Origin of the sequence: Collinsella aerofaciens (assembly GCF_020709435.1) — a bacterium.
GTDB lineage: Bacteria > Actinomycetota > Coriobacteriia > Coriobacteriales > Coriobacteriaceae > Collinsella > Collinsella aerofaciens_AU.
Window position 1 is genome coordinate 16,417 of sequence record NZ_JAJFDP010000017.1, and the last position, 23,991, is coordinate 40,407.

At 58.0% G+C, this 23,991-nt stretch carries 21 protein-coding genes; 10 read left to right on the forward strand and 11 right to left on the reverse strand.

Going from position 1 to position 23,991, the window contains the following annotated elements:
- Positions 1-156 precede the first annotated feature (156 nt).
- Both LK493_RS08615 and LK493_RS08620 read left to right on the forward strand, forming a co-directional pair.
- Positions 157-1,179 (forward strand): helix-turn-helix transcriptional regulator, encoded by a 1,023-nt coding sequence (locus LK493_RS08615; protein WP_227790742.1) that lies wholly within the window; start codon positions 157-159, stop codon positions 1,177-1,179.
- A complete protein-coding gene (locus LK493_RS08620) occupies positions 1,166-2,083 on the forward strand; it encodes a helix-turn-helix transcriptional regulator (RefSeq protein WP_138374272.1) in 918 nt (305 codons plus the stop codon). The genes LK493_RS08615 and LK493_RS08620 overlap by 14 nt, the downstream gene beginning before the upstream one ends.
- On the opposite strand, the gene LK493_RS08625 is transcribed toward LK493_RS08620, so the two are convergent.
- The gene (locus LK493_RS08625; protein ID WP_227790743.1) at positions 2,080-4,974 is read right to left on the reverse strand and encodes a helicase C-terminal domain-containing protein; all 2,895 of its coding nucleotides are present in this window, start codon (positions 4,972-4,974) and stop codon (positions 2,080-2,082) included. The two genes, LK493_RS08620 and LK493_RS08625, sit on opposite strands and share 4 nt — an antisense overlap.
- Entirely contained in the window at positions 4,968-5,933 is a 966-nt protein-coding gene (locus tag LK493_RS08630; RefSeq protein WP_117746860.1) for a D-alanine--D-alanine ligase family protein, read from the reverse strand. The genes LK493_RS08625 and LK493_RS08630 overlap by 7 nt, the downstream gene beginning before the upstream one ends.
- An 85-nt stretch (positions 5,934-6,018) precedes the next feature.
- Here LK493_RS08630 and rlmN point away from each other — a divergent pair, with 85 nt between their 5' ends.
- Positions 6,019-7,071 (forward strand): 23S rRNA (adenine(2503)-C(2))-methyltransferase RlmN, encoded by a 1,053-nt coding sequence (gene rlmN, locus LK493_RS08635; protein ID WP_055287295.1) that lies wholly within the window; start codon positions 6,019-6,021, stop codon positions 7,069-7,071.
- Between the two features lie 198 nt (positions 7,072-7,269).
- On the opposite strand, the gene LK493_RS08640 is transcribed toward rlmN, so the two are convergent.
- The 9 genes from LK493_RS08640 to rpmH form a co-directional block, all read right to left on the reverse strand.
- Positions 7,270-7,524 (reverse strand): hypothetical protein, encoded by a 255-nt coding sequence (locus tag LK493_RS08640; protein WP_227790744.1) that lies wholly within the window; start codon positions 7,522-7,524, stop codon positions 7,270-7,272.
- A complete protein-coding gene (locus tag LK493_RS08645; RefSeq protein WP_227790745.1) occupies positions 7,514-8,419 on the reverse strand; it encodes a ParB/RepB/Spo0J family partition protein in 906 nt (301 codons plus the stop codon). Before LK493_RS08645 ends, LK493_RS08640 begins: the two co-directional genes overlap by 11 nt.
- On the reverse strand, positions 8,412-9,212 hold the full coding sequence (locus tag LK493_RS08650; RefSeq protein ID WP_118238235.1) for a ParA family protein: 801 nt from the start codon (positions 9,210-9,212) through the stop codon (positions 8,412-8,414). The genes LK493_RS08645 and LK493_RS08650 overlap by 8 nt, the downstream gene beginning before the upstream one ends.
- Positions 9,213-9,346: 134 nt before the next feature.
- Positions 9,347-10,084 carry a 16S rRNA (guanine(527)-N(7))-methyltransferase RsmG gene (gene rsmG, locus LK493_RS08655; RefSeq protein WP_227790746.1) on the reverse strand — a complete coding sequence of 246 codons (738 nt, stop codon included), beginning with the start codon at positions 10,082-10,084 and terminating at the stop codon, positions 9,347-9,349.
- 96 nt (positions 10,085-10,180) lie between these two features.
- Entirely contained in the window at positions 10,181-10,750 is a 570-nt protein-coding gene (locus tag LK493_RS08660; RefSeq protein ID WP_022093802.1) for a Jag family protein, read from the reverse strand.
- 45 nt (positions 10,751-10,795) lie between these two features.
- Positions 10,796-11,566, reverse strand: coding sequence for a YidC/Oxa1 family membrane protein insertase (locus LK493_RS08665; RefSeq protein WP_227790747.1), 771 nt, complete (start codon positions 11,564-11,566; stop codon positions 10,796-10,798).
- Between the two features lie 29 nt (positions 11,567-11,595).
- Entirely contained in the window at positions 11,596-11,820 is a 225-nt protein-coding gene (gene yidD / locus LK493_RS08670) for a membrane protein insertion efficiency factor YidD (protein ID WP_022093804.1), read from the reverse strand.
- A complete protein-coding gene (gene rnpA, locus LK493_RS08675; RefSeq protein WP_227790748.1) occupies positions 11,817-12,155 on the reverse strand; it encodes a ribonuclease P protein component in 339 nt (112 codons plus the stop codon). The genes yidD and rnpA overlap by 4 nt, the downstream gene beginning before the upstream one ends.
- A gap of 20 nt (positions 12,156-12,175) precedes the next feature.
- On the reverse strand, positions 12,176-12,310 hold the full coding sequence (gene rpmH, locus LK493_RS08680) for a 50S ribosomal protein L34 (protein WP_019127408.1): 135 nt from the start codon (positions 12,308-12,310) through the stop codon (positions 12,176-12,178).
- Between the two features lie 345 nt (positions 12,311-12,655).
- Between rpmH and LK493_RS08685 the strand changes: the two genes are divergently transcribed.
- The 7 genes from LK493_RS08685 to gyrA all read left to right on the forward strand — a co-directional run bounded on the left by LK493_RS08685 (position 12,656) and on the right by gyrA (position 23,641).
- Positions 12,656-14,008: an ATP-binding protein gene (locus tag LK493_RS08685; RefSeq protein WP_227790749.1), complete on the forward strand. Its 1,353-nt coding sequence runs from the start codon at positions 12,656-12,658 to the stop codon at positions 14,006-14,008.
- A 15-nt stretch (positions 14,009-14,023) separates the two neighbouring features.
- A complete protein-coding gene (locus LK493_RS08690; protein WP_321573280.1) occupies positions 14,024-15,748 on the forward strand; it encodes a DnaA ATPase domain-containing protein in 1,725 nt (574 codons plus the stop codon).
- A gap of 238 nt (positions 15,749-15,986) precedes the next feature.
- Positions 15,987-17,090: a DNA polymerase III subunit beta gene (dnaN, locus tag LK493_RS08695; RefSeq protein WP_227790750.1), complete on the forward strand. Its 1,104-nt coding sequence runs from the start codon at positions 15,987-15,989 to the stop codon at positions 17,088-17,090.
- 9 nt (positions 17,091-17,099) lie between these two features.
- Positions 17,100-18,206: a DNA replication/repair protein RecF gene (recF, locus tag LK493_RS08700; RefSeq protein ID WP_227790751.1), complete on the forward strand. Its 1,107-nt coding sequence runs from the start codon at positions 17,100-17,102 to the stop codon at positions 18,204-18,206.
- Entirely contained in the window at positions 18,193-18,756 is a 564-nt protein-coding gene (locus LK493_RS08705) for a DciA family protein (protein WP_227790752.1), read from the forward strand. Before recF ends, LK493_RS08705 begins: the two co-directional genes overlap by 14 nt.
- A gap of 104 nt (positions 18,757-18,860) precedes the next feature.
- Positions 18,861-20,891, forward strand: coding sequence for a DNA topoisomerase (ATP-hydrolyzing) subunit B (gene gyrB / locus LK493_RS08710; protein WP_227790753.1), 2,031 nt, complete (start codon positions 18,861-18,863; stop codon positions 20,889-20,891).
- A 41-nt stretch (positions 20,892-20,932) separates the two neighbouring features.
- Positions 20,933-23,641 (forward strand): DNA gyrase subunit A, encoded by a 2,709-nt coding sequence (gene gyrA, locus LK493_RS08715; protein WP_321573281.1) that lies wholly within the window; start codon positions 20,933-20,935, stop codon positions 23,639-23,641.
- Positions 23,642-23,991: the final 350 nt, after the last annotated feature.

Sequence of the window (23,991 nt, forward strand, 5' to 3'; positions counted from 1 at the left end):
GCACATTAGAACCGTATATAGTCGAAAGTATACCCCGAGCGAGCGCAAACGACCGAATTCGGGCCATCTTAACGCCTCGAGCGGACAAGGATATAGCCTAATCTCCATATCGGACTAAAATCATGGCAGCAAACCACCTTCTCATGCGAGGACTCTATGACGGCAAGCGACGCGACCGCGACAATTAAAAAGGGGAATTCGGAGCCCGGTTTCGATAAAACGGCTCAGCGCATCCTCAATCTTTTCTTTGTGCTCAACAGCTCCCCCGAACCGCTGACGACCGAGCAGATCGTCTTGGATTCTGACCTGGGATATGGCTCGGGCAACATCGACTCGGATAAGCGCAAGTTTCGGCGCGATCGTGACAAACTGCTCGAGCGTGGCATCTTAATCAAGGAGGTTCGCCCCGCCGGTGCGCAGGAGACCGAGGAAAGCTCGTGGACAATCGACCGCGAGCACACGTTTGCTGCAGGCGGCCTCATCACCGCAGACGACGCCGATATCCTACTCAACGCCATCGACCAGACGCTAGCGGCCGGCTCTTCCACCTTTGCCGCGCCGCTTGCCGATATTCGCTCCAAAATTGCCTACCTCACCGGCAGGACGACGGTGGACGAAGTACCGATCCGCCGCTCTCCCACCGTCGATGCGGTATGGAGCGCCTTTGCCGAGCGATGCGCGCTGCGATTTTTATATCAGAACGGACGCGGCGAGCAGAAAGAACGTACCGTCTGTGTCTACGGCATGTTCGAACGCGAGGGCGTGGCGTACTTCTGCGGCCTCGACAATGTCACCGACGACATCAGGACATTCCGCTGCGACCGTATCGTTCGCGCATGGCGTCCTTCGAAGGCCTACGCCATCCCTGCGGACTTCAATCTCAACGACTATCTGTTCTTTGAATTCGATTTCGCCGACCGACCGCCCGTTGCAGCCACGTTCTCGTTCGCCCCTCAGACGCAGATCGATATGATCAACGGCCTCACGCGCGGGCGAGGTGAGCTCGCACACACCGATGCGGGATGGACCTGGACCGTTGACGTGCGTGACCTTGAAGCCGCCGCCTCATTTTGCATGGCCCACGCCATGGACGGCATGAGGCCCATGGCCCCCAAATCGCTCAAGCAGGCGTGGAACCACCTCATAGAAAGGACGGTGCACGAGCATGCCCGTGCGTAAACTCACCAGCGAGCAGAGACTCTCGCGCGCCATCGACATCATGGAGGCCCTCTACGCCGCCGGCGATGGCGGCATGACACGAACCGAGATTTGCAGCCGCTTTGACATCACGGGGGCGTCGCTCGACGAGATTCTCGAGATCGTCTCGACGCTCGCGGACCGAGAATCGGGCGCGCGCATCATCTGCGAATGCCGCGGCGAGCGCGTGGCCCTCACTGGTGACGCCGGGCGCGTGCTACCGTTGCGCCTGAGTGCCGCCGAGGGCGCGGTGCTCAACCATGAACTTGAATCGTTGGGGATCGAGCCGCAGACGGCAGCTCGGATTCGACATGCCCTTCTGCCCGAAGAGCTCGGCTATAACCAGCGCGTCTTTGACACCGTCAACCACGGGTCGCACTGGCAGCAGCTGAGCTGCGCCATTCAGGACGGTGTTCGTTGCCGCATCTCGTATCGCTCGATGGACGATGCGCGGCCACGCGAGCGTCTGGTCGACCCCTTGCGCATTACGGCAAACGGCGACCAAACATACCTGATTGCCTGGGACATCGCGATCGATGAGCAGCGCACCTATCGCATGGATAAAATCGAGGGACTCACCTTGACGGAAGACTCCGTCGTGCCTCACACACCGGGCGTCGCATCCCTCCACGATTCCCTTGCCCGGACGCAGCGTAGCGCAAAGCTCTTGATGCCATTCGATATGGCGGAGCATCTGGACTGGGCCGGCATCACCCTAATCGAGCGCAGCGGGGCAGACATGGCAACGGTAACCGTGCATTACGGCTCCGAGCGTTGGCTACTGAGCCAGGTAATCGCAGCGGGCGGAGCCATCCGCATCTTGGATGACCCCGCCCTGTCAAAGCGTCTGTGCGATATGGCAAAAACCCTCGTCTGTCCGCTTTAGCGCCGCCGCTCGTGACGTGCGCGCCACAGTTGCAGATAGTGACCGATCTGCGCCGATTCGATGCGCTGGTAGGAGCTCGTGGGCAGCGACGTTAAGAACTTCTTTCCGTAGCCCTTCGTCACCAGGCGCGGGTCGGCCAGAATCAGCACGCCGCAATCGGTCGACGAGCGGATAAGGCGGCCAGCCGCCTGCTTGACCTCGAGCACCGCCTCGGGCAGCGAATAGCGCGCCCAAGCGCGGTCTTCGCGCAGGTTGCGCTCGCACGAGAGCGGGTCCGTGGGGCTCGAGAACGGCAGCTTGGGAATGATGACGCAGCGCAGCGTCTCGCCGCTGGCGTCGAATCCCTCCCAGAAGGCCTTAAGCGCAAAAAGCGATGAAGTCGGCTCGCTGATAAACCGGTCGCGCAGGCGACGGGGAGATGAGTTGCGCTGCTGGCAGTTGAGTTCCAGACCCGCACGGGCCATCTTGGGCTCAACGCGGGTGTACAGGTCTTCCATGTCGCGCCGATTGGTGAACAGCGTGAGCACCGATCCGCCCATGGCAAGATGGGCGTCGACCAGCACGCGCTCGAGCGCCGTAAGATAGCTCTCACGATCGCGCGGATCGGGTATATCGCCCGCAACGACTACAGCCATGTTCGAATCAAAGTCGTAGCTCGAGTCCAAGTGCAGCGATGAGGATGTCGAAGCACCGATGCGATCGAGGCCGACCGCGTGGTTAAAGTGTTCAAAGCTTTTGGACACCGTCATGGTCGCCGAGGCAAAGATAGCCGTGTGAACCTCGGGCAGCCACTCGGTTGCCAAGGCCTCGCCAATGTCGATGCGCTCTGCGGTCATTGACTCTCCGCCGGCACGCAACCTGCGATTGACCTGCAGCGAATACACGTAGTGTTCATCGGTGCCGTCGATGATGAGTTTGAGGTTCTCGGCCAGCTCGTGCAGGCGGCGCGAGATATCGCCCAGGTCGACAACAACCTCGGGCTTGTCGGCGGCGACAGCCTGCACCAGCGCGTCGACGCTCTTGTCAGCTTGTTCCAATGTATCGATGGCAGCGTAGGCCGACGGTAAGAAATCATGCCAGTCGTCAGATTCGCGCAGCTCGGGGCCAATCCATAGATTGGCATTGTCATAACCCCCACGGGCACGGCGACCGAGCTCGCGAACGCCATCGAACACGTCGGCGATTGCCATGCTCGCGCGCGCAACCGTCGACGTTGCCTTGGCAGTAAGGCCCAGATAGAGCGTAGAGCCCTCGGAGGTTGCCAAATCACGGGAAACCTGGCTTAGCGCGCCGGTGCTCGAGCCACCCAGGCGCTCAAACAGAACGCGTGATTCGTCCGCCGACACCACGCGCGCCCACTGACGGCGCGCCTCGCGCTCGATAGAATGGGCCTCGTCGATTACCCAATGACGAATCGGAGGCAAAATCCTGCCCTCGGCCGCGACATTGCGGAACAGCAGGGAATGGTTGGTGACCACCACATCGGCATGCGCCGCACGGCGACGAGCGCCGTGGACCAAACATTTATCAGGGAAAAACGGGCAGAGGCGACGAGCACACTCGCGCGAGGCCGTCGTAAAGTCGGGGCGGTTGACGCTGCGCCACCGAATGCCAAGTGAGTCGAGGTCGCCATCGGCTGATTGGCAGACGTACGCCATAATGACCGCGACCGCCGTGAGCGTGTCCGCCGGATCGCGCTTGGTGGTAATCTCGACCTGGCCGCGACTCATGCGCTCAAGCTTGCGCAGGCACGGATAGTGGTCATAGCCCTTGAGAGCGCAAAATGACAGGCCACCGTCCAGTTGCTCGGCAAGTTTTGGCAGCTCATGGTACATGAGCTGGTCGGCAAGATTGTTCGATTTGGTCGCAATACCAACCGTAATGTTGTTACGGCGTGCTGCCTCGGCAAAAGGCACCAGATAGGCCATCGATTTACCGACGCCTGTGCCCGCCTCAATTACACGATGAGTGCCCGTGACCAGCGCATCACGGACCTCGAGCGCCATCGCGATCTGCTCATCACGCGGCTCGTAGGTGGGGTACATGCGATTGACCAGGCCACCTGGCGCATAGTCTGCCTCAATCTCCTCACGACTCGGCATCTTGAGTACCGGCAGTTCGTCGGCGTCCACCCGATCGTCGGCGCGATCGGCCTTGAGAACGTCAGCACGAGCGGCGCTGAGAGAGAAGATATAACCAGGGTTCTGCCCCGCCAAGAATGAGAAGATTGGACGATAGGACCAAGGCACGTCCGGATGCATGTCGGCTAGGCGCGCCATGAGGCCCTGGGGCAAGTCGGTGAGTGCCACGAGCAACACGCGCCATACGCCACACAGGGCGTCGACGTCGGCATTGGCACGGTGTGATACCGAGTCACAGCCAAACAGATCGGCCATAAAAGACAGCTTGTGCGAGGCCAGGCGCGGAAACGCGATGCGCGACAGCGCCAGCGAATCGATCCAAATATCGCTCACGTTGACGCCGCCTTTGACCGACTCGATAAACGAGCGGTCGAACGTGGCGTTATGTGCGATTACCGGGCAACCACCGACAAAATCGGCGAGAGCGGCTACGGCCTCAACGGCCGACGGGGCATCTGCCACATCGGCATTTGTAATGCTCGTGAGCTCGGTAATCTCGGCGGGAATCAGCTGTTTGGGATGCACGAAGGTATCGAAGCGGTCGACGACCTCGCGGCCCGAAAGACGGGCCGCCGAGATCTCGATCAGCTCATTGTCCTGCACCGAAAGACCTGTGGTCTCGGTATCGAGGACGATCACATCTTCCTCGATAAGGCCGAAGGACTGCGTTTTGGCGCGTTCGGCAAGCGTGGCATAGGAGTCGATGACAAACTGCGGCGTTCCTGACGAAACCGCGTCCTCGATTAGCATGCAATGCCCGCTCGACGAAGGCCCATACGGATCAGGCTGTCACAGACCTGCGGGAACGTCATGTCGTCGGTGTGGCGGATCTCGTCCGGATACAGCGACGTATCGGTCATGCCGGGAATGGTATTGGTCTCGAGGATAACGGGGCCGTCCTCACTCACGATAAAGTCGCTGCGCGAGATACCCAGGCAACCGAGGGCCTTGTGAGCAGCACAGGCAAGCTCCTGAGCGCGAGCGTAATTCTCGGGTGAAATCTGCGCCGGAATGCGATGGATGTCCGTAGGGTCGACATATTTCACGTCCAGATCGTAGAACTCGCAGTCCTCGGGTTTGCGAATCTCGACAATCGGCAGAGCGCGCACGTCGTCCTCGCCGTACACACCGACGGTGATCTCGGTACCCTCGATGCACTTCTCGACCAGCACTTTGTCGCCGTACGCAAACGCCTTGGCGATTGCCGCGGGCAGCTCGGAGGGCTCATGGACCAGGGAAATGCCATAGCTGGAACCGTTGACGGCCGGCTTCACAAAGCAGCGCTCGCCACAAACCTCGACGATATGATCGATATCGACTTCATCGCCCACCTCGAGCGCGAGGCCGGGGGCAATGGGAATGCCCGCCTTGGCGTACAGGAGCTTAGAGACCTCCTTGTCGGCACCGCAGGCGCTGGCAAGCACGCCCGAGGCCGTGTAGGGGATACCCAGGGTCTCCATGGCGCCCTGCATGGCGCCATCCTCGCCGCCGGCACCGTGCATGGCGATAAACGCCACGTCAAAGCCGCCGGTCGCCATGGTTACCATAAAATCATCGGCAGCCGTGTCGAGCAGCTCCACCGAAGTGTAGCCGGCCTCCTTCAAGGCAACCACGACGTTCTTTCCCGAATTGAGCGAGATCTCGCGCTCAGCGGAATGACCGCCCGCCAAGACCGCTACGTGCATGTTCTCTAGGCTTTTACCCGGCATGGGCAGACTCCTCCTCTATAATTTCTGCAGCTGATACCATATTGTAGCGATACCCTCTACGTTTCCCCAAAATCGAAAGGCTTCCATGAATCCCAGGACTAAATCTCAGGACATTCGCGACTTGAGCCAAAACGATATTCGCGAGCTCGTGGCCGAGCTTGGCCAGCCCGCCTTCCGCGCGAAGCAGCTCATCGAATGGGTCTTTGAGAAGAACGTTTGTTCGTTTGACGATATGACCAACCTTCCCAAGGCTTTCCGCGAGCAGCTTAAAGAGGCTTTTGCCTTTGACACGCCGACTGAACTCACCAAGCAGGTTTCCAAAGATGGCTCTCGCAAGTATCTGCTCGAGTACCACGACGGCGTTTCCGTCGAGACCGTCGGCATGCCCCGTCGTAACAAGCTTTCCGTCTGCGTTTCCACCCAGGCAGGCTGTGGCATGGGCTGTGCCTTTTGCGCTACCGGTCTCAACGGCCTCAAGCGCTCTCTGACCGCTCAAGAGATCGTCGACCAGGTACTTCATGTATCCAACGACTTTGGCGAGCGCGCCACGAGCGTTGTCTTCATGGGCCAGGGCGAGCCGTTTGCCAACTACGACGAAGTTCTCAAGGCGCTGCGAATCCTCAACGACCCCGATGGCATCGGTATCGGCGCTCGTCACCTCACCGTCTCTACCAGCGGCGTTATTCCCGGTATTCGCAAATTTGCCGACATCCCCGAGCAGTTCACGCTTGCCGTTTCCCTGCATTCCGCCATCCAGTCGACGCGCAATAAGCTCATGCCCGGTGTTAAGAAGTACACGCTGCTTCGCCTTCACGAAGCGCTTCAGCTCTACACCGAGAAGACCGGCCGCCGCCCGACCTATGAGTATGCCATGATCGAAGGCGTCAACGATACGAATCCCGAAATGCAGGCGCTCTGCGACTTCTGCGAGGGAACGCTGTGCCACGTTAACCTCATTCAGCTTAACGACATCGAGGGTAGCCCGCTCAAGCCGTCGCCGATTCATAAGGTTGAGGATCTTCAGCGTCGTCTTGAGTCCCGTGGCATCGAGACCACGATTCGTAACTCCCGTGGTAACGATATTGACGCCGCTTGCGGACAGCTGAAGCAGCGCTTCAAAGTTCAGAAGAACGCATAGGGGAGTCGCATCCCAAAACGTTTCATGTGAAACATCGAACGACCCCGGTTACAGAATATGCAACCGGGGTCGTTTCATTTATTGACCTTAATTTTGAATCAGCTGCTACCTGTCCCATTTTTACGGCCAAAATAAGGGGTCCTTGTCTCATGAATCAGACAAGGACCCCTCAAAATATGCTGAGTAATTGTTAGGTACCTAATAGCCTACATTTTCCCATTGGTTGCTGACCCAACCTTGATTAATCTTGGGATTCTTCGTTACCTGAGCAGTACGCATGGCAACATCTTCTGTCATAACATCCATTTTCTTTTTGGAAGTATCGACGATATCTTGCGCGCTACGAAGCAAACGACCTCGAAGTTCATCGTCTGTAGCGATCCTATAGCCAGCAAAGGCACCAGCCGCGACAGTCGTCACCAATGCAATCGCTGTTATAATCTTATTCCTCATCTTGGCCTTCTTGATCAAACTGAATCATTTCGCCAAGAATACGAGAGAGCTCTTCCTCGTCTTTAAACTCAATCTCAATCTTATTCTTTCCACGCGAGCTCTTCACACGCACGTTGGTATTAAAAACCTGACGAAGCACGCGGGCAGCCTTTTTAAAAGACTGAGGTGTTGCTGGCCTCGGCGTCTTAGGTGTTTCTCCGGCAGAAAACAACGGAGCAAGATTTTCTGTCGCTCTGACGGAAAGGCCTTCTGCAACAACCTTCTCAGCAAGTCGAATCCTGGCATGTTCATATGGAACTGCAAGAATCGCTCTCGCATGACCGGCTGTAAGCTTGCCTTCGAAAATCATCTGCTGTACGACTTCGGGAAGATCTAGCAAACGAAGTGAATTTGTAATTGCGGAACGAGACTTACTGACAGCCTTTGATAACGCCTCCTGCGTCATCCCACTGGCATCAATGAGCTGACGATAACCCTTCGCCTCTTCGACGGGATTCAAATCAGAACGCTGAAGATTCTCGATAAGTGCAAGAGCGAGCATTTCCTCATCATTAACTTCTTTAATGATGACAGGCAGCTCCTCAAGACCAGCAAGCTTTGATGCTTGGTAACGACGCTCACCAGCGATGATCTCATAGCCGTTTCCATACTTGCGAACCAACAACGGCTGCAACACGCCATGTTCTTGGATCGACTCGCTCAACTCACGAAGTTCAGTTTCGTTAAAGTGAATTCGCGGCTGATTAGGGTTGGGAACAATATCCTCAATAGGTAGTTTTGTTTCAGATGCGTCATTTGAAGCCGATGCAGCCGAACCGCCGGTCTCATACTCGGCTTCTGAGACCAAAGCATTGAGTCCACGTCCTAATCCGCCACGTTTCTTTGCACTAGGCACGCTTGATCACCTCTTTTGCAAGGTTCATATACGCTTTTGCACCCTTATTTTGAGGTGCATAGGTAATTACCGGCTCTCCAAAAGACGGAGCCTCAGATATTTTTACTGTACGGGGAATTAGAGTCTTAAAAGCCTTATCACCAAAGTACGACTGAACCTCCTCAACAACCTGATTCGACAGCGAAGTACGCGAGTCATACATGGTCATAAGCACACCATAGGTGTCTAAGCCCTTGTTCAGACGTGATTTAACCATCTTCATTGACTCAAGCAGCTTCGTAACGCCCTCGAGTGCGTAATACTCGCACTGAATCGGAATCAAAACGCTGTCTGCTGCAGTCAAAGCGTTGATGGTAAGCAGGCCGAGCGAAGGAGGACAGTCAATGAAAATAAAATCAAACTCGTCCTGAATCGGCTCAAGCAAATCTTTGAGGCGGGTTTCACGAGCAATTGCGCTTACGAGCTCAATTTCAGCGCCTGCAAGCTGAATTGTCGCCGGAATAACGAATACCTTTTTGCAATTTGTATCAAGAACAAGCGATTCTGCCGGTACGTCATTCAACAATGCATCATAGATGCATTGGTCAAGGTCTTCTTTTTCAATTCCAAATCCACTGGTACTGTTTCCCTGCGGATCAAAGTCGACAATCAGCGTCTTGCGACCCTGCTCACCCAGTGCTGCTGCAAGGTTTACAGCCGTCGTTGACTTACCGACGCCGCCTTTTTGATTGATGATTGCAATAATACGCGTGTCTTTTGCGCTCTTCGAACGCTTAACGTCGCGAAATCCCACGGTCCCTCCTGGTGTGTATTAAAGCTGTCAAACGGGGGATGTTTCACGTGAAACATTCCGATTCGATATCAACCGCCATGTTTCACGTGAAACACTGCAAGTTGTTGGTATCTATTATGTTTCACGTGAAACATCTAGGCAAGCGGATTCTTCTTTGCCATGCCATTTGCACGAGGCAATGTAACGGATGCTGGATGGCTCTTCTTAAGAACAATGAATTCCCTGTGGCCCAAGCCCTCAGGCAAATCGATTGCGTCATTCAAAAGCAAAGTGAAGCCGCAGATCTTAGCTGCAGACATGCCGGAAGCAAGCTCATCATCCGATGGATTGCCCTTCGTGATAACAAATAACCCTCCATCCTTGAGGTACGGAGCCGCATACTCAACAAGAATCGGTAGAGGGGCCAGTGCGCGGGCGGTTACGACAGAGAACTGCTTCTTATGGCTTCGAGCATATTCTTCAAGGCGATCATGGACTGCATGACCAAATTTCAATCCGAGAGCATGAGTAAAAGAATTGACAGCATCAACTTTTTTGCCAATAGAGTCAATATAAGTAGCTTTACGATGCGTGGTTATCGTTAATGGAATACCAGGGAAGCCTGCGCCTGTTCCCATATCGAGCAAAGCTCCATCAGGAGCCTTATTGACATAAGGAAGCAAAACAAGTGAGTCGAGGATATGAAGTACCGCAGCATCTTCAACGTTAAGAATACGAGTGAGATTGGTTGTCTTATTTGTTTCCAGAACCAAATCCAAATGCTGGATACATTTCCTCAGCTCAGCATCAGTTACGCTCAAGGAATACTCTTTGCAATAGGAAGTTAGACGGCTGAGCATCTCGTCAGTCTGCTGATCAGTAAGTACAAACAACAGAAGCTCCTTTCTGACAAAAATCAGTGTATCGAGAACTTTTGACAAAAAAAGGGGACGTGGAAACCACGTCCCCTTAGCATAAGCTCGAGAAGATTATCGAGCAACAATCACCACATGGCGATCAGGGTCAGAACCCTCAGAATGGGTATCGACAGCATCATTGCCACGAAGTGCAATATGAACCAGTCGGCGCTCATAGGCATTCATGGGCGGAAGCGAAACACTCTTATGGGTACGGATGGCACGCTCGGCGGCAGACTGAGCCATAGAGGCAACCTTGTCCTGACGACGGCTCTTGTAGCCCTCAACGTCAACCACAACCGGATACCTAAAGCCAAGCTTGCGGCTCACCAGCAAAGAGAACATAACCTGAAGGGCATCAAGGGTACGACCATGACGGCCAATGAGAACAGCAAGGTCAGGAGCCGTTACGTCCAGAATCAGCTCGCCCTCATCGCCCTCATACTCATCGATAGGAGAGTTGGCGGCATCGAAGTGCGAAAGGATGGAACGCAGAATAGAAATCGCAACATCGGCAATGGTGTCAAGCTCCTCATCAGTCAGCTCTTCACCAGCCTTGTAGCGCTGTGCAATCTCGGGATAATCGCCCGCAACCTGCGGGGCAACCTCCTCAAGCATATCCTCGATGATCTCTTCAGACATAATGTACTCCAAAAGTTAGGTACCTAAATAAGATTGATATCCCGACTACTTCTTCTTGTGCGGACGCGGCTTCTTCTCGCGGCGCGTGACCTCGACCTGCAGCGGGGCGTTCTTAAGACGCTCCTCCTCATCGGCCTTGGCCTTGTCGATAACCTTCTGCGTCACGAAGATCTGCTGGATAACCTGCCAAGCAGAAGATACATCGTAATAGAGCAGGACGCCGACGGGCAGGCTCCAGCCCATCCAGAGCATCATGACGGTCATAACAACGGCCATCATGCGCATGCTCTGGGCCTGCTGACCAGTCTGATTGCGAGACATATACAGCTGCGGAATCAGGGTCAGGACGGCAAACAGGATCAGGCAGACCAGCGCAGGCAGTGCAACCATAAAGCCATCGGCAAAGGAAGCGCTCGGCGTCGTGGTCAGGTCGGGCAGAATGTTGAAGAACGAGAACGTGCCCTCGTCAAAGTACTGTGGCAGATTGCGCAGCAACGTGAACAGGGCGAACAGGATAGGCATCTGGATCAGCAGCGGCAGACAACCAGCCATGGGGTTGAACTTGTTCTCGCTGTAGAACTTCTGCATCTCCTCGGCCTGACGCTGGGGATCGTCTGCATAGCGCTCCTGGATCTCGAGCATCTTGGGCTGCAGCACCTGCATGCGGGCCGTCGACTTGGTCGACTTGAGCATAAGCGGCGTCAGCAGCAGACGGATAATGACCACCAGGATGATGATGGACAGGCCCCAGTCGACCGCAAAGGTCTGGATGAGCTTGAGCAGCTCAAAAAGGATGTTAACGATCCAATCCCACATGTAAGTTTTCCTCCGATAGCGAGTGCCCGCTAGGGCACAGGGTCATAACCGCCGACGTGCAGGGGATTGCAGCGAGCGATGCGCCTCACGGCAAGCCAGCAGCCTCTCAAAACACCGTATTTCTCAATCGCCTGAACGGCGTATTGCGAACACGTTGGATAATAAATGCAGGCGTCAGGCAATAAGGGCGAAATAACCTGTTGATATATGCGAATAGGAGCGATGGCAACACGCCGCAAGACGTGATTGCTCATCGCTCCTCCCCGGCAACGCCGGCGCGTTTCATAAGCGAACGCAACGCCTTGTCCATCTCCTGCGGCGAGGAAACCCTCGTCTCGGGAGTTGCGAACAAGATGATGTCATAACCCGCAACGGGAAATCCGCAGCTGCGGGCGGCCTCGCGCATCACACGCTTAGAACGGTTGCGCACGACCGCACAACCGAGCCGTTTAGCACCAACGAAGGCGACCCTTCCGGAGTCGCCTTCGCTAACCGATTCACATATGGTCATTCGAATCAGAGGATGATTGAAACGACGCCCCTGACTGAACACATGCTCGAAATCTTGCCGAGACTTAATAGTCTTCATGCGAGATGTGTGTATCGCTGCTAGACAGTGAGACGCTTGCGGCCCTTGGCGCGACGACGGGCGAGCACGGCACGACCACCCTTAGTGGCCATACGGGCACGGAAGCCATGGGTCTTGGCACGCTTACGCTTATTAGGCTGATACGTACGCTTCATCTTAAGTTCCTCCTGCTGCATTTCGAGTGTCCGCGGGGACGCGGACGCAGATATAGACACGTGAGCTTGAAGATTGTAGGGAAATCAATGTTCAAATGTCAAGAAATCAAAGGTAAAAGGTTGCAAAGAGTACACGGTTCCCCCATAAGCAGATTCGGTATTTGAGACAGTTGGCAACTTTTCACGATATTTCATCGAGTTTTCAACAGGTCATGTTGGCAATGTTGAGAACTTTTCGTCCGATTTCCAAAGTTTTCAACAGGTTTTGAAAAGTTGTCGAAAGATGAGAAACATTGCACGGTGAGCTACTATCTGTTCGAAACCTTTTGAAAGATTGCGAGCGGCATGTCTGACGACTTTTACACCATGGTCGACTCCGGAGATCCGGCACCCGACAACGAGCACATCACCGGCGTACGCGAAGAGCGTGCGGAAGGCGAGCAGACGACCACGCAGGCGCCAAAAGCCATGTACGCCGCGCGCATCGCCGTCTATGACGACATGCTGTCGACACCGCGTGTGATCGTCATTGATCCGCAAGATGTCCGCACGTATTTGGAAGAGACGACCAACACCGTCTACCAGTGCATGAAAGAACAAGGTGGCCATATCTCGCTCATGGTCATCCGCGAGATTGTCGAAAACTTTATCCACGCGCACTTTGCCGAGCCCATCATCTCGATTCTGGACGACGGAGACACCATCCGCTTTGCTGACCAAGGACCCGGCATCGACGACAAGGAACGCGCTTTCGACTTTGGCGTTACCAGCGCAAACAGCAAGATGAAGCGCTATATCCGTGGAACCGGAGCAGGGTTTCCCATGGTGCAGGAGTATTTGGAAAACGCCGGCGGTGCCGTATCCATCGAGGACAACATGGGTAACGGCACCGTGGTTACGGTAAGCCTGAACCCTAAACGCGTGCAGGAAATCGAGCGTGCCGGCGGACGCGGCGCTGCCGTGCGGCCCGAGACGGAGCAGCCCACATATCCCCTGCCGGGAGCTTTTGCGCAGCAGCCCGTGGCAACGCAGCAGATGCAGCCCCCCGTGGGACAGATGCAGCAGCCCGGAATGCTTCCCACACAAGAACCTCAGGCGGCATCTATGTCGATGCCGCCAAACATGCCAGAGGCCATGCCGCTGGCTGATCAGGATGCAGCAGCAATGCAGCAGGCGACGGGGGCGCCGGGTGGCCAGCAAATGGGCTATCAGCCGTACCAACAGGGATATCCATATCAGCAGATGCCGCCACTGGGGTATGGCCAGCAGTTCCCGCAGCAGTACCAGCAGGGATATCAGCAGCCGTACCAGCAGATGCCGCAGCAGCAGTACAACCCCTGGGCCCAGCAGACGCCTCCGCAGCCTTACCAACAGTGGCCTCAAAGTTTTCAACAGCAAATGCCACCGATGCAGAGTTCTCAACAACCAGCAGCTCAAATGATGTATCCTAATGCGGCAAATCAGTATGCACAGCCACAGCCGGACGTGTTCGTAAGCGACCGCGGCAACGCCGCGCTAGGCTATCTGGCGCAAAATCAGGCGTGCGGCGCGACCGATCTGGCGAGGGCGTTTGGAAATTCGGCCCCCACCTGGTCGCGAACGCTCAATGATTTGGCGCAGGCCGGCTTGGTCATCAAGCATGGCCAAAAATACCATCTGACCGAACTCGGCGCAGCTCGCGTGCGAGCTCAGAGCTAAAGGACGGGAGAGACCGTGGACGAGGAAGCAAGCATCATCCTGGGGGATGCCATCGCCTTTTGCCAGCGCGATGGCCAAGATGCACGCCTCATCAACATGTTGGGGCAATCGCGCGCTGTGAGCCTGACCGAAGACACGCTCACGATCGAGGCCCCCTCGCGCTTTGCCATCGCGCAGCTCAAAAAGCATCAGCCAACTATTGAGGCCTATCTGGAAGAAATCGCCTTTGCACCGATTGCGCTCGACATCGTGGCACCGCAAGGCGCCGCGGCGGAATCCGCTGCCGCGACGGCGCCCGCCACGGCTCCCACCGCTTCCCCGGCGGTGCCGGCCTCCGCAGACGGGGTGCCGACAATCGAGCACCAGCACAGCGATGTTTCCCGTGAAACCATGGCACCGTTGCCGATCGCGGCGGCGACGTCAACGAACGCACCCGTCACACACATGCCCATCGCTCACGACGCGGCGGCGGGCGCGGATTCGGGCATTGCAATCAAGAACACGCTCTCGGCCGATGATTTTCGTCGCATGATGAACCAGATGAAGGGCGGAGCGCCGACTAAATCCACGCAAGCTGCGGCCCCCGCTTCACCCATACCGGCGCCGACCGTGCCGGCCGAGCAGAATACGGATGGAGCCCCGCTCGCCGCAAACTCAAAATTCACCTTTGAGAACTTTGTCTACGGGCCCGAGAACAGCCACGCCTATCGCTCGGCACTCAAGTTTGCCGCCCTGGCGGACGAGCGCGGCACGTGCACGTCACTGTTCATCTACGGCAAATCGGGGCTGGGTAAAACCCACCTGCTGCTCGCCATCAAAAATGAGCTCGCCGAGAAATCTCCCGAGATCAAGGTCAAGTACGCCAATTCCCAGGCGTACCTGGACGACCTGATGACCGAGTTCGACCGCCAAAAGAAGAGCAACGCTCCCATCATGCAGGCATACCACGGCGTGGACGTGCTCATCATCGACGACATCCAAAACATTATCGGCAAGCGCGCGAGCGTGGACTACTTTTTCCAGCTTATGGACGAGTTCATCCGCAACAACAAAAAGGTCGTGATCGCAGCCGATCGCGCACCCAAAGACTTGAGCATGGACGAACGCCTGACCAGCCGCTTTAATGCCGGCATGCTCTGCTTGGTCGCAGAGCCCAGCTACGAGATGAAATACAAGATCTTGCAGCGCTATTACGAGAACACCATCGCCGCCGCGCCCGAGGCGGGCGACGATTCGCTACTGGCGGCCTACGGGGGCGACGGCGGACACCTGACCGACGAGCACTTTAAGCACATGGCCGAGGTCTCGGGCACCAACATCCGCGAGCTCGAGAGCTTCTGTGAGCGCTGCGCCGGCGAAGCGGGCGACCGCGAGCGCGAGGGCGGGGAGCTCACCTTCGATGATATCGACACGATCGCCAGCCAGTACTTCGACACGTCGGCCAAGAAAATCAACGTTCAGACGGTCCAGTCCGTCATCGAGGAGCAGTACGGCGTGACGCACGAGGAGCTCATCGGCCCGCGTCGCAACGCCAATATCGCCAAAGCACGCCATATCGCTATCTACCTGGCCATCGAGATGTGCGAGATGACGACCACGGCGGTGGGCGCCGAATTTGGCAACCGCAACCACTCGACCGTCAGCACGAGCTACAAAAAGGTCCAGAAGATGATCCAGGAAGACCGCACCGTCACCGAAGACCTCAAGTCGCTGCGCGATAAAATTACACTGCGCTCGTAGGGAAATAGAGACACCTGTTGAAAACTTGTCGAAACCACGGGCATAAGGTGTCTAAAACCCAATCCGCGGTGATGAAAAGTTTTGCGCAGGTTTTGAACGTGGAAAACCACCCCTGTTGCACACAGGTTGCTGTCGATTCTCTTTCTGGGTCTGACCTGCGTCTTTGGGAGTAATCAACAGTTTCGTCAGTGCTATTACTATTATTAAGATATTTATATCTATAGAAAGGTATTAAAAGATGAAGTTCACCGTCAGCCAGAGCTCGCTTACACAAGCCATCGGCGTCGTTATGAAGGGTGTCGCTTCGGCATCCACCCTTCCCATCCTGTCGGGCGTGCTCGTCAAGGCGCAAGACGGCATCTTGGAATTCCAGACCTCTAACTACACCATCTCGATCCGTCATCGCATCGCGGCGCATGTCGAAGAAGAGGGCGAGATGGTTATCCCCTGTAAGATGCTCTCCAATATCACCAAGACTCTCCCCGATGCCCGGGTCACCTTTGAGCTGTCCGAGCGCCAGGTGCTGATTGGTTGCGAGAAGAGCTCTTTCCGCCTGAACACGCTCGATGCCAATGACTTCCCCGAGTTTCCGGCCTATGCCATCGAGAGTGCCGTGGAGCTGCCGACCGATATCTTGTCCGAGATGGTCGGCCGCGTGTGGCGCGTCACCTCGACCGACAAGGCCCGCCCCATCCTGGGCGGCGTGCACATGAAGGTCGAGAACAACACCGTGCGCCTGGTGGCGACCGATTCCTTCCGCTTGGCCGTGTGCGATACGCAGGTCGAGACCTCAACCCTCGAGGGCTCCTTTGAACTCAACGTTCCGGCCGACGCCTTTAACGACGCGCTGAACATCATGGCCAGCCAGGCGACCATCATGATCGGGGCTACCGACACCCAGGTCGTCTTTGAGGCCGGCAACACCACCTACGTGTCGCGCCGCATCGAGGGCGTGTACCCCAACTACAAGCAGCTCATCCCCGATTCGTGCGTGACGAGCGTCAAGATCGACGTCGCCGCCTTTAACGCCGCCCTCAAGCGCGTGGCCGTTATCGCGAGCGCCAACCCCGCCGTCAAGTTCGAGATCGATGTCGAGAACGGGCAGATGGGCCTGTCCTCCATTTCCAATGACCAGGACCTTGCGCAGGAGACGATCGATGTCGAGGCCGAGGGCGAGTCGGGCACCATCGCCTTCAACTACCACTACATCTTCGGCTGCCTCAATGCCCTGTCCAAGGAGAAGGAGATCACGCTGGAGCTCAAGAGCTACTCGCAGGCGGGCATCTTCAAGTCCTACGACAAGATCAACTACCTGTACCTGGTCATGCCGGTCCGCATCTAGCGCTGCGCCATGACCATGTTCGCCCGCGATCTTTCCGTCGCGCACTACCGCAGCTTCGATAGCTATCGTCTTGCCCTGGACGAGGGCGTGACGATACTTGCGGGACCAAACGCGGCGGGAAAGACCAATCTCATAGAGGCGCTGCAGCTGCTGACGAGCGGCGCCTCGTTTAGGCATCCGACCGCAGCCGAGCTCGTCCATGACGGCGTGGGCTCGTGCAAGGTCGAGCTGAGGCTCGAGGGCGACGGCCGCGTGCTTGATATGGGATTGAGCGCGGAGGACGGTAAGCGCTCGTTTAGCCGCAACGGCAAGAGATGCTCTGCCGCCGGTGTACGCGGGGTTCTGCCGAGCGTGCTGTTTTGCCCCGACCATCTGGACATGGTTAAGCGAGGCGCCAGTGTGCGCCGCGCCGCCCTCGATGACTTTGGCATGCAGCTGAGCGCACGCTATGCCGATCTTGCGAGCACCTATGGGCGCTGCGTGACCCAGCGTAACGCCCTGCTCAAGGAGACCTGGTGCTGTCGCGAGATGCTCGGCGCGTGGAACGATTCGATTGCCCGCGCGGGCTCGGCCCTGCTTGTGCACCGGTTGGCCCTGCTCGACCGGCTGGCGGGCCATGTGCACACTGCCTACGGGCAAGTGGCATCCGGTGAGGCTGCCAACGTGACCTATACGTCCACGCTGGGGGATTTGCCCCAGGTCGATGATCGCGAAGAGCTGAAGGGCTGGGCGTACGAGCGCATGCTGGCTGCCCTTGATGAGCACGCCGACGAGGAAATTCGCCGCGGCGTGACGTTGGTGGGACCGCATCGCGATGAGATTGAGTTTACCGTGGCGGGTCGCTCCGCCCGTTCATTTGCCAGCCAAGGTCAGCAGCGAACGTTGGTTCTGGCCTGGAAGGTGGCGGAGGTGGCCGTGGCTCGCGATGTCCTGGGCACCGCCCCGTTGCTGCTTTTGGACGACGTGATGAGCGAACTCGACGGCGAACGCCGCGGTGCTTTTCTGCGGCTGATCGGCGATGATATCCAGACGGTCATAACCACGACCAACCTGGGGTATTTTACCGATGACCTGCTTGATCGAGCCAAGGTGGTGAGCATGGGTGAGACGTGCTAATTACGAGCGCGAGAGCGAGACGGTCGCCTTCAGCGGGTTTTTGAACGCAGAGCGTCAGCGCATCCTGGCGGCCGCGACACCTGAGCGCCGCGCGCAGATGGAGGCTGCCGAGGAGTCGCGCGCGGTCTATCGCGCGTGGAACGCGGTGTGCTCGGGCACGCGCGAGGGGCGGCATGTGACGGGCTTGCGCTACCTGCCCGAGTCCAATGAGCTGCTGGTATATCTCGATTCGTCCTCGTGGACGCAGGAAATGACGCTGTTGCGCGAGATCATCCGCGCGCGCATGGAGCGCGCCGGTGCGCATGTGGACGGCCTGGTGTTCAAAACCACCGCGCCGGGTCACACGCCGCCCGCCGCCAAGCAGCGCCTGCGCCCGGCGACGACCGAGCGCCCGCCGGCCCCGCACGCCGACCTAAGTGAGGCCGAGCGCACCGAGATTGAGCGCCAAGTGGCGCCCATCGAAGACCAAAAACTGCGCGAGGCCCTCGAGAATGCCATGAGAGCCAGTGCCGAGTGGGCCAAGGGCGTAGAAAGCAAAAAAGAGCCTTAAATCGCATCTGGTGGCCTTGTAGAGCCAAATACCCTCGTTCCCGAGGGTATTTTTTACGATAAACTAGTAAGGCTGTACACATTTTCTTGACTGAAGGAGGACGTGTGGCAAACGAAAACGATTACGATGGCGGCGAGATTAAGATTCTCGAAGGTCTCGAGGCCGTTCGTAAGCGCCCGGGCATGTATATCGGCTCGACGAGCGCCAGCGGTCTGCATCACCTGGTGTGGGAGATCGTTGACAACTCCGTCGACGAGGCCATGGCCGGTTTCTGCACCGAGATCCAGGTGACGGTCCACGCCGACAACTCCATCACGGTCGTCGACAACGGGCGCGGCATCCCCGTCGACGAGCACCCTGTTAAAAAGATCCCGACGCTCGAGGTCGTCATGACGATCTTGCACGCCGGCGGTAAGTTCGATAACTCGGCCTATAAGGTCTCGGGCGGCCTGCACGGCGTTGGTATCTCCGTCGTCAACGCACTGTCCAAGCGCGTGGTCGTTCAGGTTCGTCGCGACGGCAACACCTACGAGATGGAGTTCTCGCGCGGCAAGACCGTTAAGAAGATGGAGGTCGTGGGCACCTCGGATTCGACGGGCACCACCGTCACCTTCTGGCCCGACGACGAGATCTTCGAGACATGCATCTACGATTTCGATACGCTGCACAACCGTCTGCAGGAGACGGCGTTCCTCAATAAGAACCTCAAAATCGTGCTGACCGACGAGCGCGAGGCGACTCCCCATGTGGAGGAGTTTTGCTACGAGGGCGGCATCATCGACTTCGTCAAGTTCCTCAACGAGGGCAAGGACGTCCCCGAGGCCTTTAAGGAGCCCATCTACATCGAGGGCAAATCGGACCCGGGCGCGTCTGTGACCAAGATGGGCGAGGTCGAGGTTTCCCTGCAGTGGAATAGCGGTTACGGCGAGAACGTCATGTCGTTTGCCAACGACATCTACACCCCCGAGGGCGGCATGCACCTTGAGGGCTTCCGCACCGCGCTCACCCGCGTGATCAACGACTACGCGCGCAAGCAGAACCTGCTCAAGGAAAAAGACGCCAACCTGACCGGCGACGATGTACGCGAGGGCCTTTCGGCCGTTATCTCGGTCAAGCTGCCCGACCCGCAGTTTGAGGGCCAGACCAAGGCCAAGCTCGGTAGCTCCTATATGCGAGCGCTGACGCTCAAGATCGTGACCGACGGCCTCGCCGATTACTTGGAGGAGCATCCCAAGCCCGCCCGCGAGATCGTCAAGAAGGCGCAACAGGCCTGCAAGGCGCGCAACGCCGCCCGCAAGGCGCGCGAGGCGACCCGCCGCAAGAGCCTGCTCGAGACGGCGTCCCTGCCCGGTAAGCTCGCCGACTGCTCGGTGCGCGATGCCGAGCTGACCGAGCTCTTCATTGTAGAGGGCGACTCGGCAGGCGGTTCGGCCAAGGACGGCCGCCGCCGAGACATCCAGGCGATTCTGCCCCTGCGCGGCAAGATTTTGAACGTCGAACGCGTTGGTGACCATCGCGCGTTCTCGAGTGACACCATCCAGTCGCTGATTACCGCGATCGGTTGCGGCGTCACGACGAGTGCCGGCGACGGCGGCGATTTCGATATCACCAAGGCGCGCTACCACAAGATCATCATCATGACCGATGCAGACGTCGACGGCGCGCATATCCGCATCCTGCTGCTGACGTTCTTCTACAAGTACATGCGTCCGCTGATCGATGCCGGCTACGTCTATGTTGCCTGCCCGCCCATCTTTGGCATTAAGGTGCGCAACAAGATCCACTACGTGTATCCCAACGGCCGCCAGCCCGAAGACGAGATCCTGCGCGACACCATCCAGAGCCTGGGCCTGAACCCCGACGATAACGACGAGGACGGCAAGGCCAAGGACGGCAAGATCACCAAAAAGCGCAAGGGCTATACCGTCCAGCGCTACAAGGGCCTGGGCGAGATGGACCCCAAGCAGCTTGCCTCGACGACGATGGACCCCAAGACCCGCATCCTGCAGCGCGTGTCGATCGAGGACGCCGTGGTGGCAGACCGCGCCGTGCGCGAGCTGATGGGTTCCGAGGTCGGCTATCGCCGCGAGTACATTGAAAAACATGCGCATGACGCGCGTTTCCTTGACGCTTAAGAGGAGGTAACGTGGCAGACGATATCAACAATAACGAGGGTATGGACGAGGCCGGCGATGCCGGTATGCCCGATGATCTGAAGCGCCTGCTTGCCCGTGCTGAGCAGGGCGAGGACGGCGATCCGGACGCCTATAACCCCGATGCCGATGATGATGAGGAAGAAGACGACGCCGAGCTCGAGGAGAGCTTTGGCGAAGTCGATCGCGGCGCCTCGGCCGGCGAGGATATCAATGGCGGCCAGCTCCAGATTTCGGAGTTTGGCCGCGAGATGAAGCAGTCGTTCATCGAGTATTCGATGTCGGTTATCACGGCACGTGCCCTGCCGGACGTGCGCGATGGCTTAAAGCCGGTGCACCGCCGCATCCTGTACGCGATGAACGAGAGCGGCATCTACCCCAACCGTCCGCACAAGAAGTCCGCTTGGACGGTCGGCGAAGTTATCGGTAAGTACCATCCGCACGGTGACTTCGCGGTCTACGAGGCCATGGTTCGCCTGGCGCAGTGGTTCTCCATGCGCACGCCGCTCATCGACGGCCACGGCAACTTCGGCAACATCGACGGCGACGGCGCGGCGGCCATGCGTTACACCGAGAGCCGCCTGGCAAAGCCCGCCATGGAGCTGCTGCGTGACCTGCAGAAGGATACCGTCGACTGGCAGCCCAACTACGACGAATCACTCGCCGAGCCCGTGGCGCTGCCTGCGCGCTTCCCCAACCTGCTGGTCAACGGCAGCCAGGGCATCGCCGTCGGCATGGCCACCAATATCGCCCCGCATAACCTCACCGAGGCGATCGAGGCAACCTGCTACCTGATCGATAATCCCGACGCTACTGTCGACGAGCTCATGCAGATCATGCCCGGTCCGGACTTCCCCACCGGCGCCATCATCATGGGCAGCGCCGGCATTAAGCAGAGCTACGAGACCGGCCGCGGCTCCATTACCGTGCGCGCCAAGGCCCACGTGGAATCCACCAAGACCGGCCGCAACCGCCTGGTCTTTACCGAGATTCCCTACATGGTCAACAAGGGCACCCTGCAGGAGAAGATCGCCCAGCTCGTCAACGACAAGCGCATCGAGGGCATCTCGGACATGCGCGATGAGTCCAACCAGAAGGGCATCCGTCTGGTCATCGAGCTCAAGAAGGGCGTCATTCCGCAGGTCGTGCTCAACAACCTGTATAAGTACACCTCGCTGCAGACGACCTTCGGCGCCAACAACCTGGCGCTTGTCAACGGCGTTCCCAAATGCCTGAGCCTGCGCGAGATGCTGCAGCACTACATCGATCACCAGGTCGACGTCGTCACCCGCCGCACCCGCTTCGACCTTAAGAAGGCCCAGGCCCGCGCGCATATCCTCGAGGGCTACCTGATGGCTCTCGACCATATTGACGAGGTCATCAGCATCATCCGTTCCTCGCAGACCGATTCCGAGGCCAGCAGCCGCCTGATCGAGCGCTTTGGCTTTACGCCCGAGCAGACCACGGCCATCCTCGAGATGAAGCTGCGCCGCCTGACCGGCCTGGAGCGCGACAAGATCCAAGAAGAGTTGGACGGCCTGCGCCGTGCCATCGCCTACTACGAGGACCTGCTGGCGCACGAGGAGAAGATCCTGGGCGTCATTAAGGAAGAGATGCGCGAGATCTCCAAGAAGTTTGGCGATAAGCGCCGCACCGAGATCAGCCATGTCGAGAAGGACCTGGACGTCGAGGACCTCATTGCCGACGAGGACATGGTCGTGACCATCACCCACACCGGCTATGTCAAGCGCATCCCGGTGGCCGCCTACCGCGCCCAGAAGCGCGGCGGCAAGGGCGTGTCGGGCGTCAACCTCAAAGAGGACGACGTTATCGACGAGATGTTCATCGCGTCCACGCACGAGTACGTGCTGTTCTTCTCGAGCAAGGGTAAGGTCTATCGCCTGAAGGTGCACGAGCTGCCGGTGGGTACGCGTCAGGCGCGCGGTACCGCGATCGTCAACCTGCTGCCCTTCGAGGAGGGCGAGAAGATCGCGAGCGTCATCAGCTGCCGCGAGTTCCCTGCCGACGAGTACCTGATGTTTGCCACCAAGAGCGGCATGGTCAAGAAGACCGTAATGAGCGCATATGACCGCAGCCGCCGCGACGGCCTGATCGCTATCAACCTGCGTGACGACGACGCGCTGCTGAACGTGCGCCGCGTGCGCGAGGGCGACAAGATTATCCTGGCCACCACCGCGGGCAAGGCGATCATGTTCTCCGAGGAGCAGGTGCGCGCCACCGGCCGCGATACCAGCGGCGTTCGCGGTATCGGTATGAAGGACGACGTGAGCGTTCTGGGCATGGAAGTCACTAACGGCAACGGTGATCTATTCGTCATCACCGAGCGCGGCTACGGCAAGCGCACGCCGGTCGCGGACTACCCGGAGCAGAATCGCGGCGGCCAGGGCGTCTACACCATCCAAATGACCGAGCGTAAGGGTAACCTCGCGGCCATGAAGACGGTGGGCCCGCAGCACGAGCTGTTCATCGTGACGGAGGGCGCGACGGTCATTCGCGTCAAGACCGACGAGATCAGCCAGACTGGCCGCGCTACCCAGGGCGTCAAGATGATGACCGTCGACGACAACGACCGCATCTGCGCCGTAGCCCGCATGACGGCCGCCAAGGAGAAGCCCGAAGGCGAAGGTGCAGAGGACGGCTCTGCCCCCGAAGAAACCCCTGTCGATCTAGGCGACGGCAACGACATGCCAGAAGATCTCCTCGACGAGTAAGAGGCCCTAGCTGATAGAAAATATCAGACCCCATATATCGGCGGTCGGCGCACCTGCGCGCCGACCGCTTTTTTGACAAACTTGGAGCCCCGTGTCAGACGGCTGGGCGAGATGGGTTAGGTTTGTCGCGAGTTCCGCACGCAAAGAAGGCCACTTAATGTGGCCTTCGTCTTGCGCAGGACTGCCCGAGCAGCAAACCTAACCCATCTCGCCCAGCCGTCTGACACACCCCTCAAAGATTTTCAAAAAAGTTGTTGACGCGCGCGTAACGACTCGTCTAATATATCCCTTGCGCGATGGACCTGTAGCTCAGTTGGTTAGAGCGTCCGGCTGATAACCGGGAGGTCACA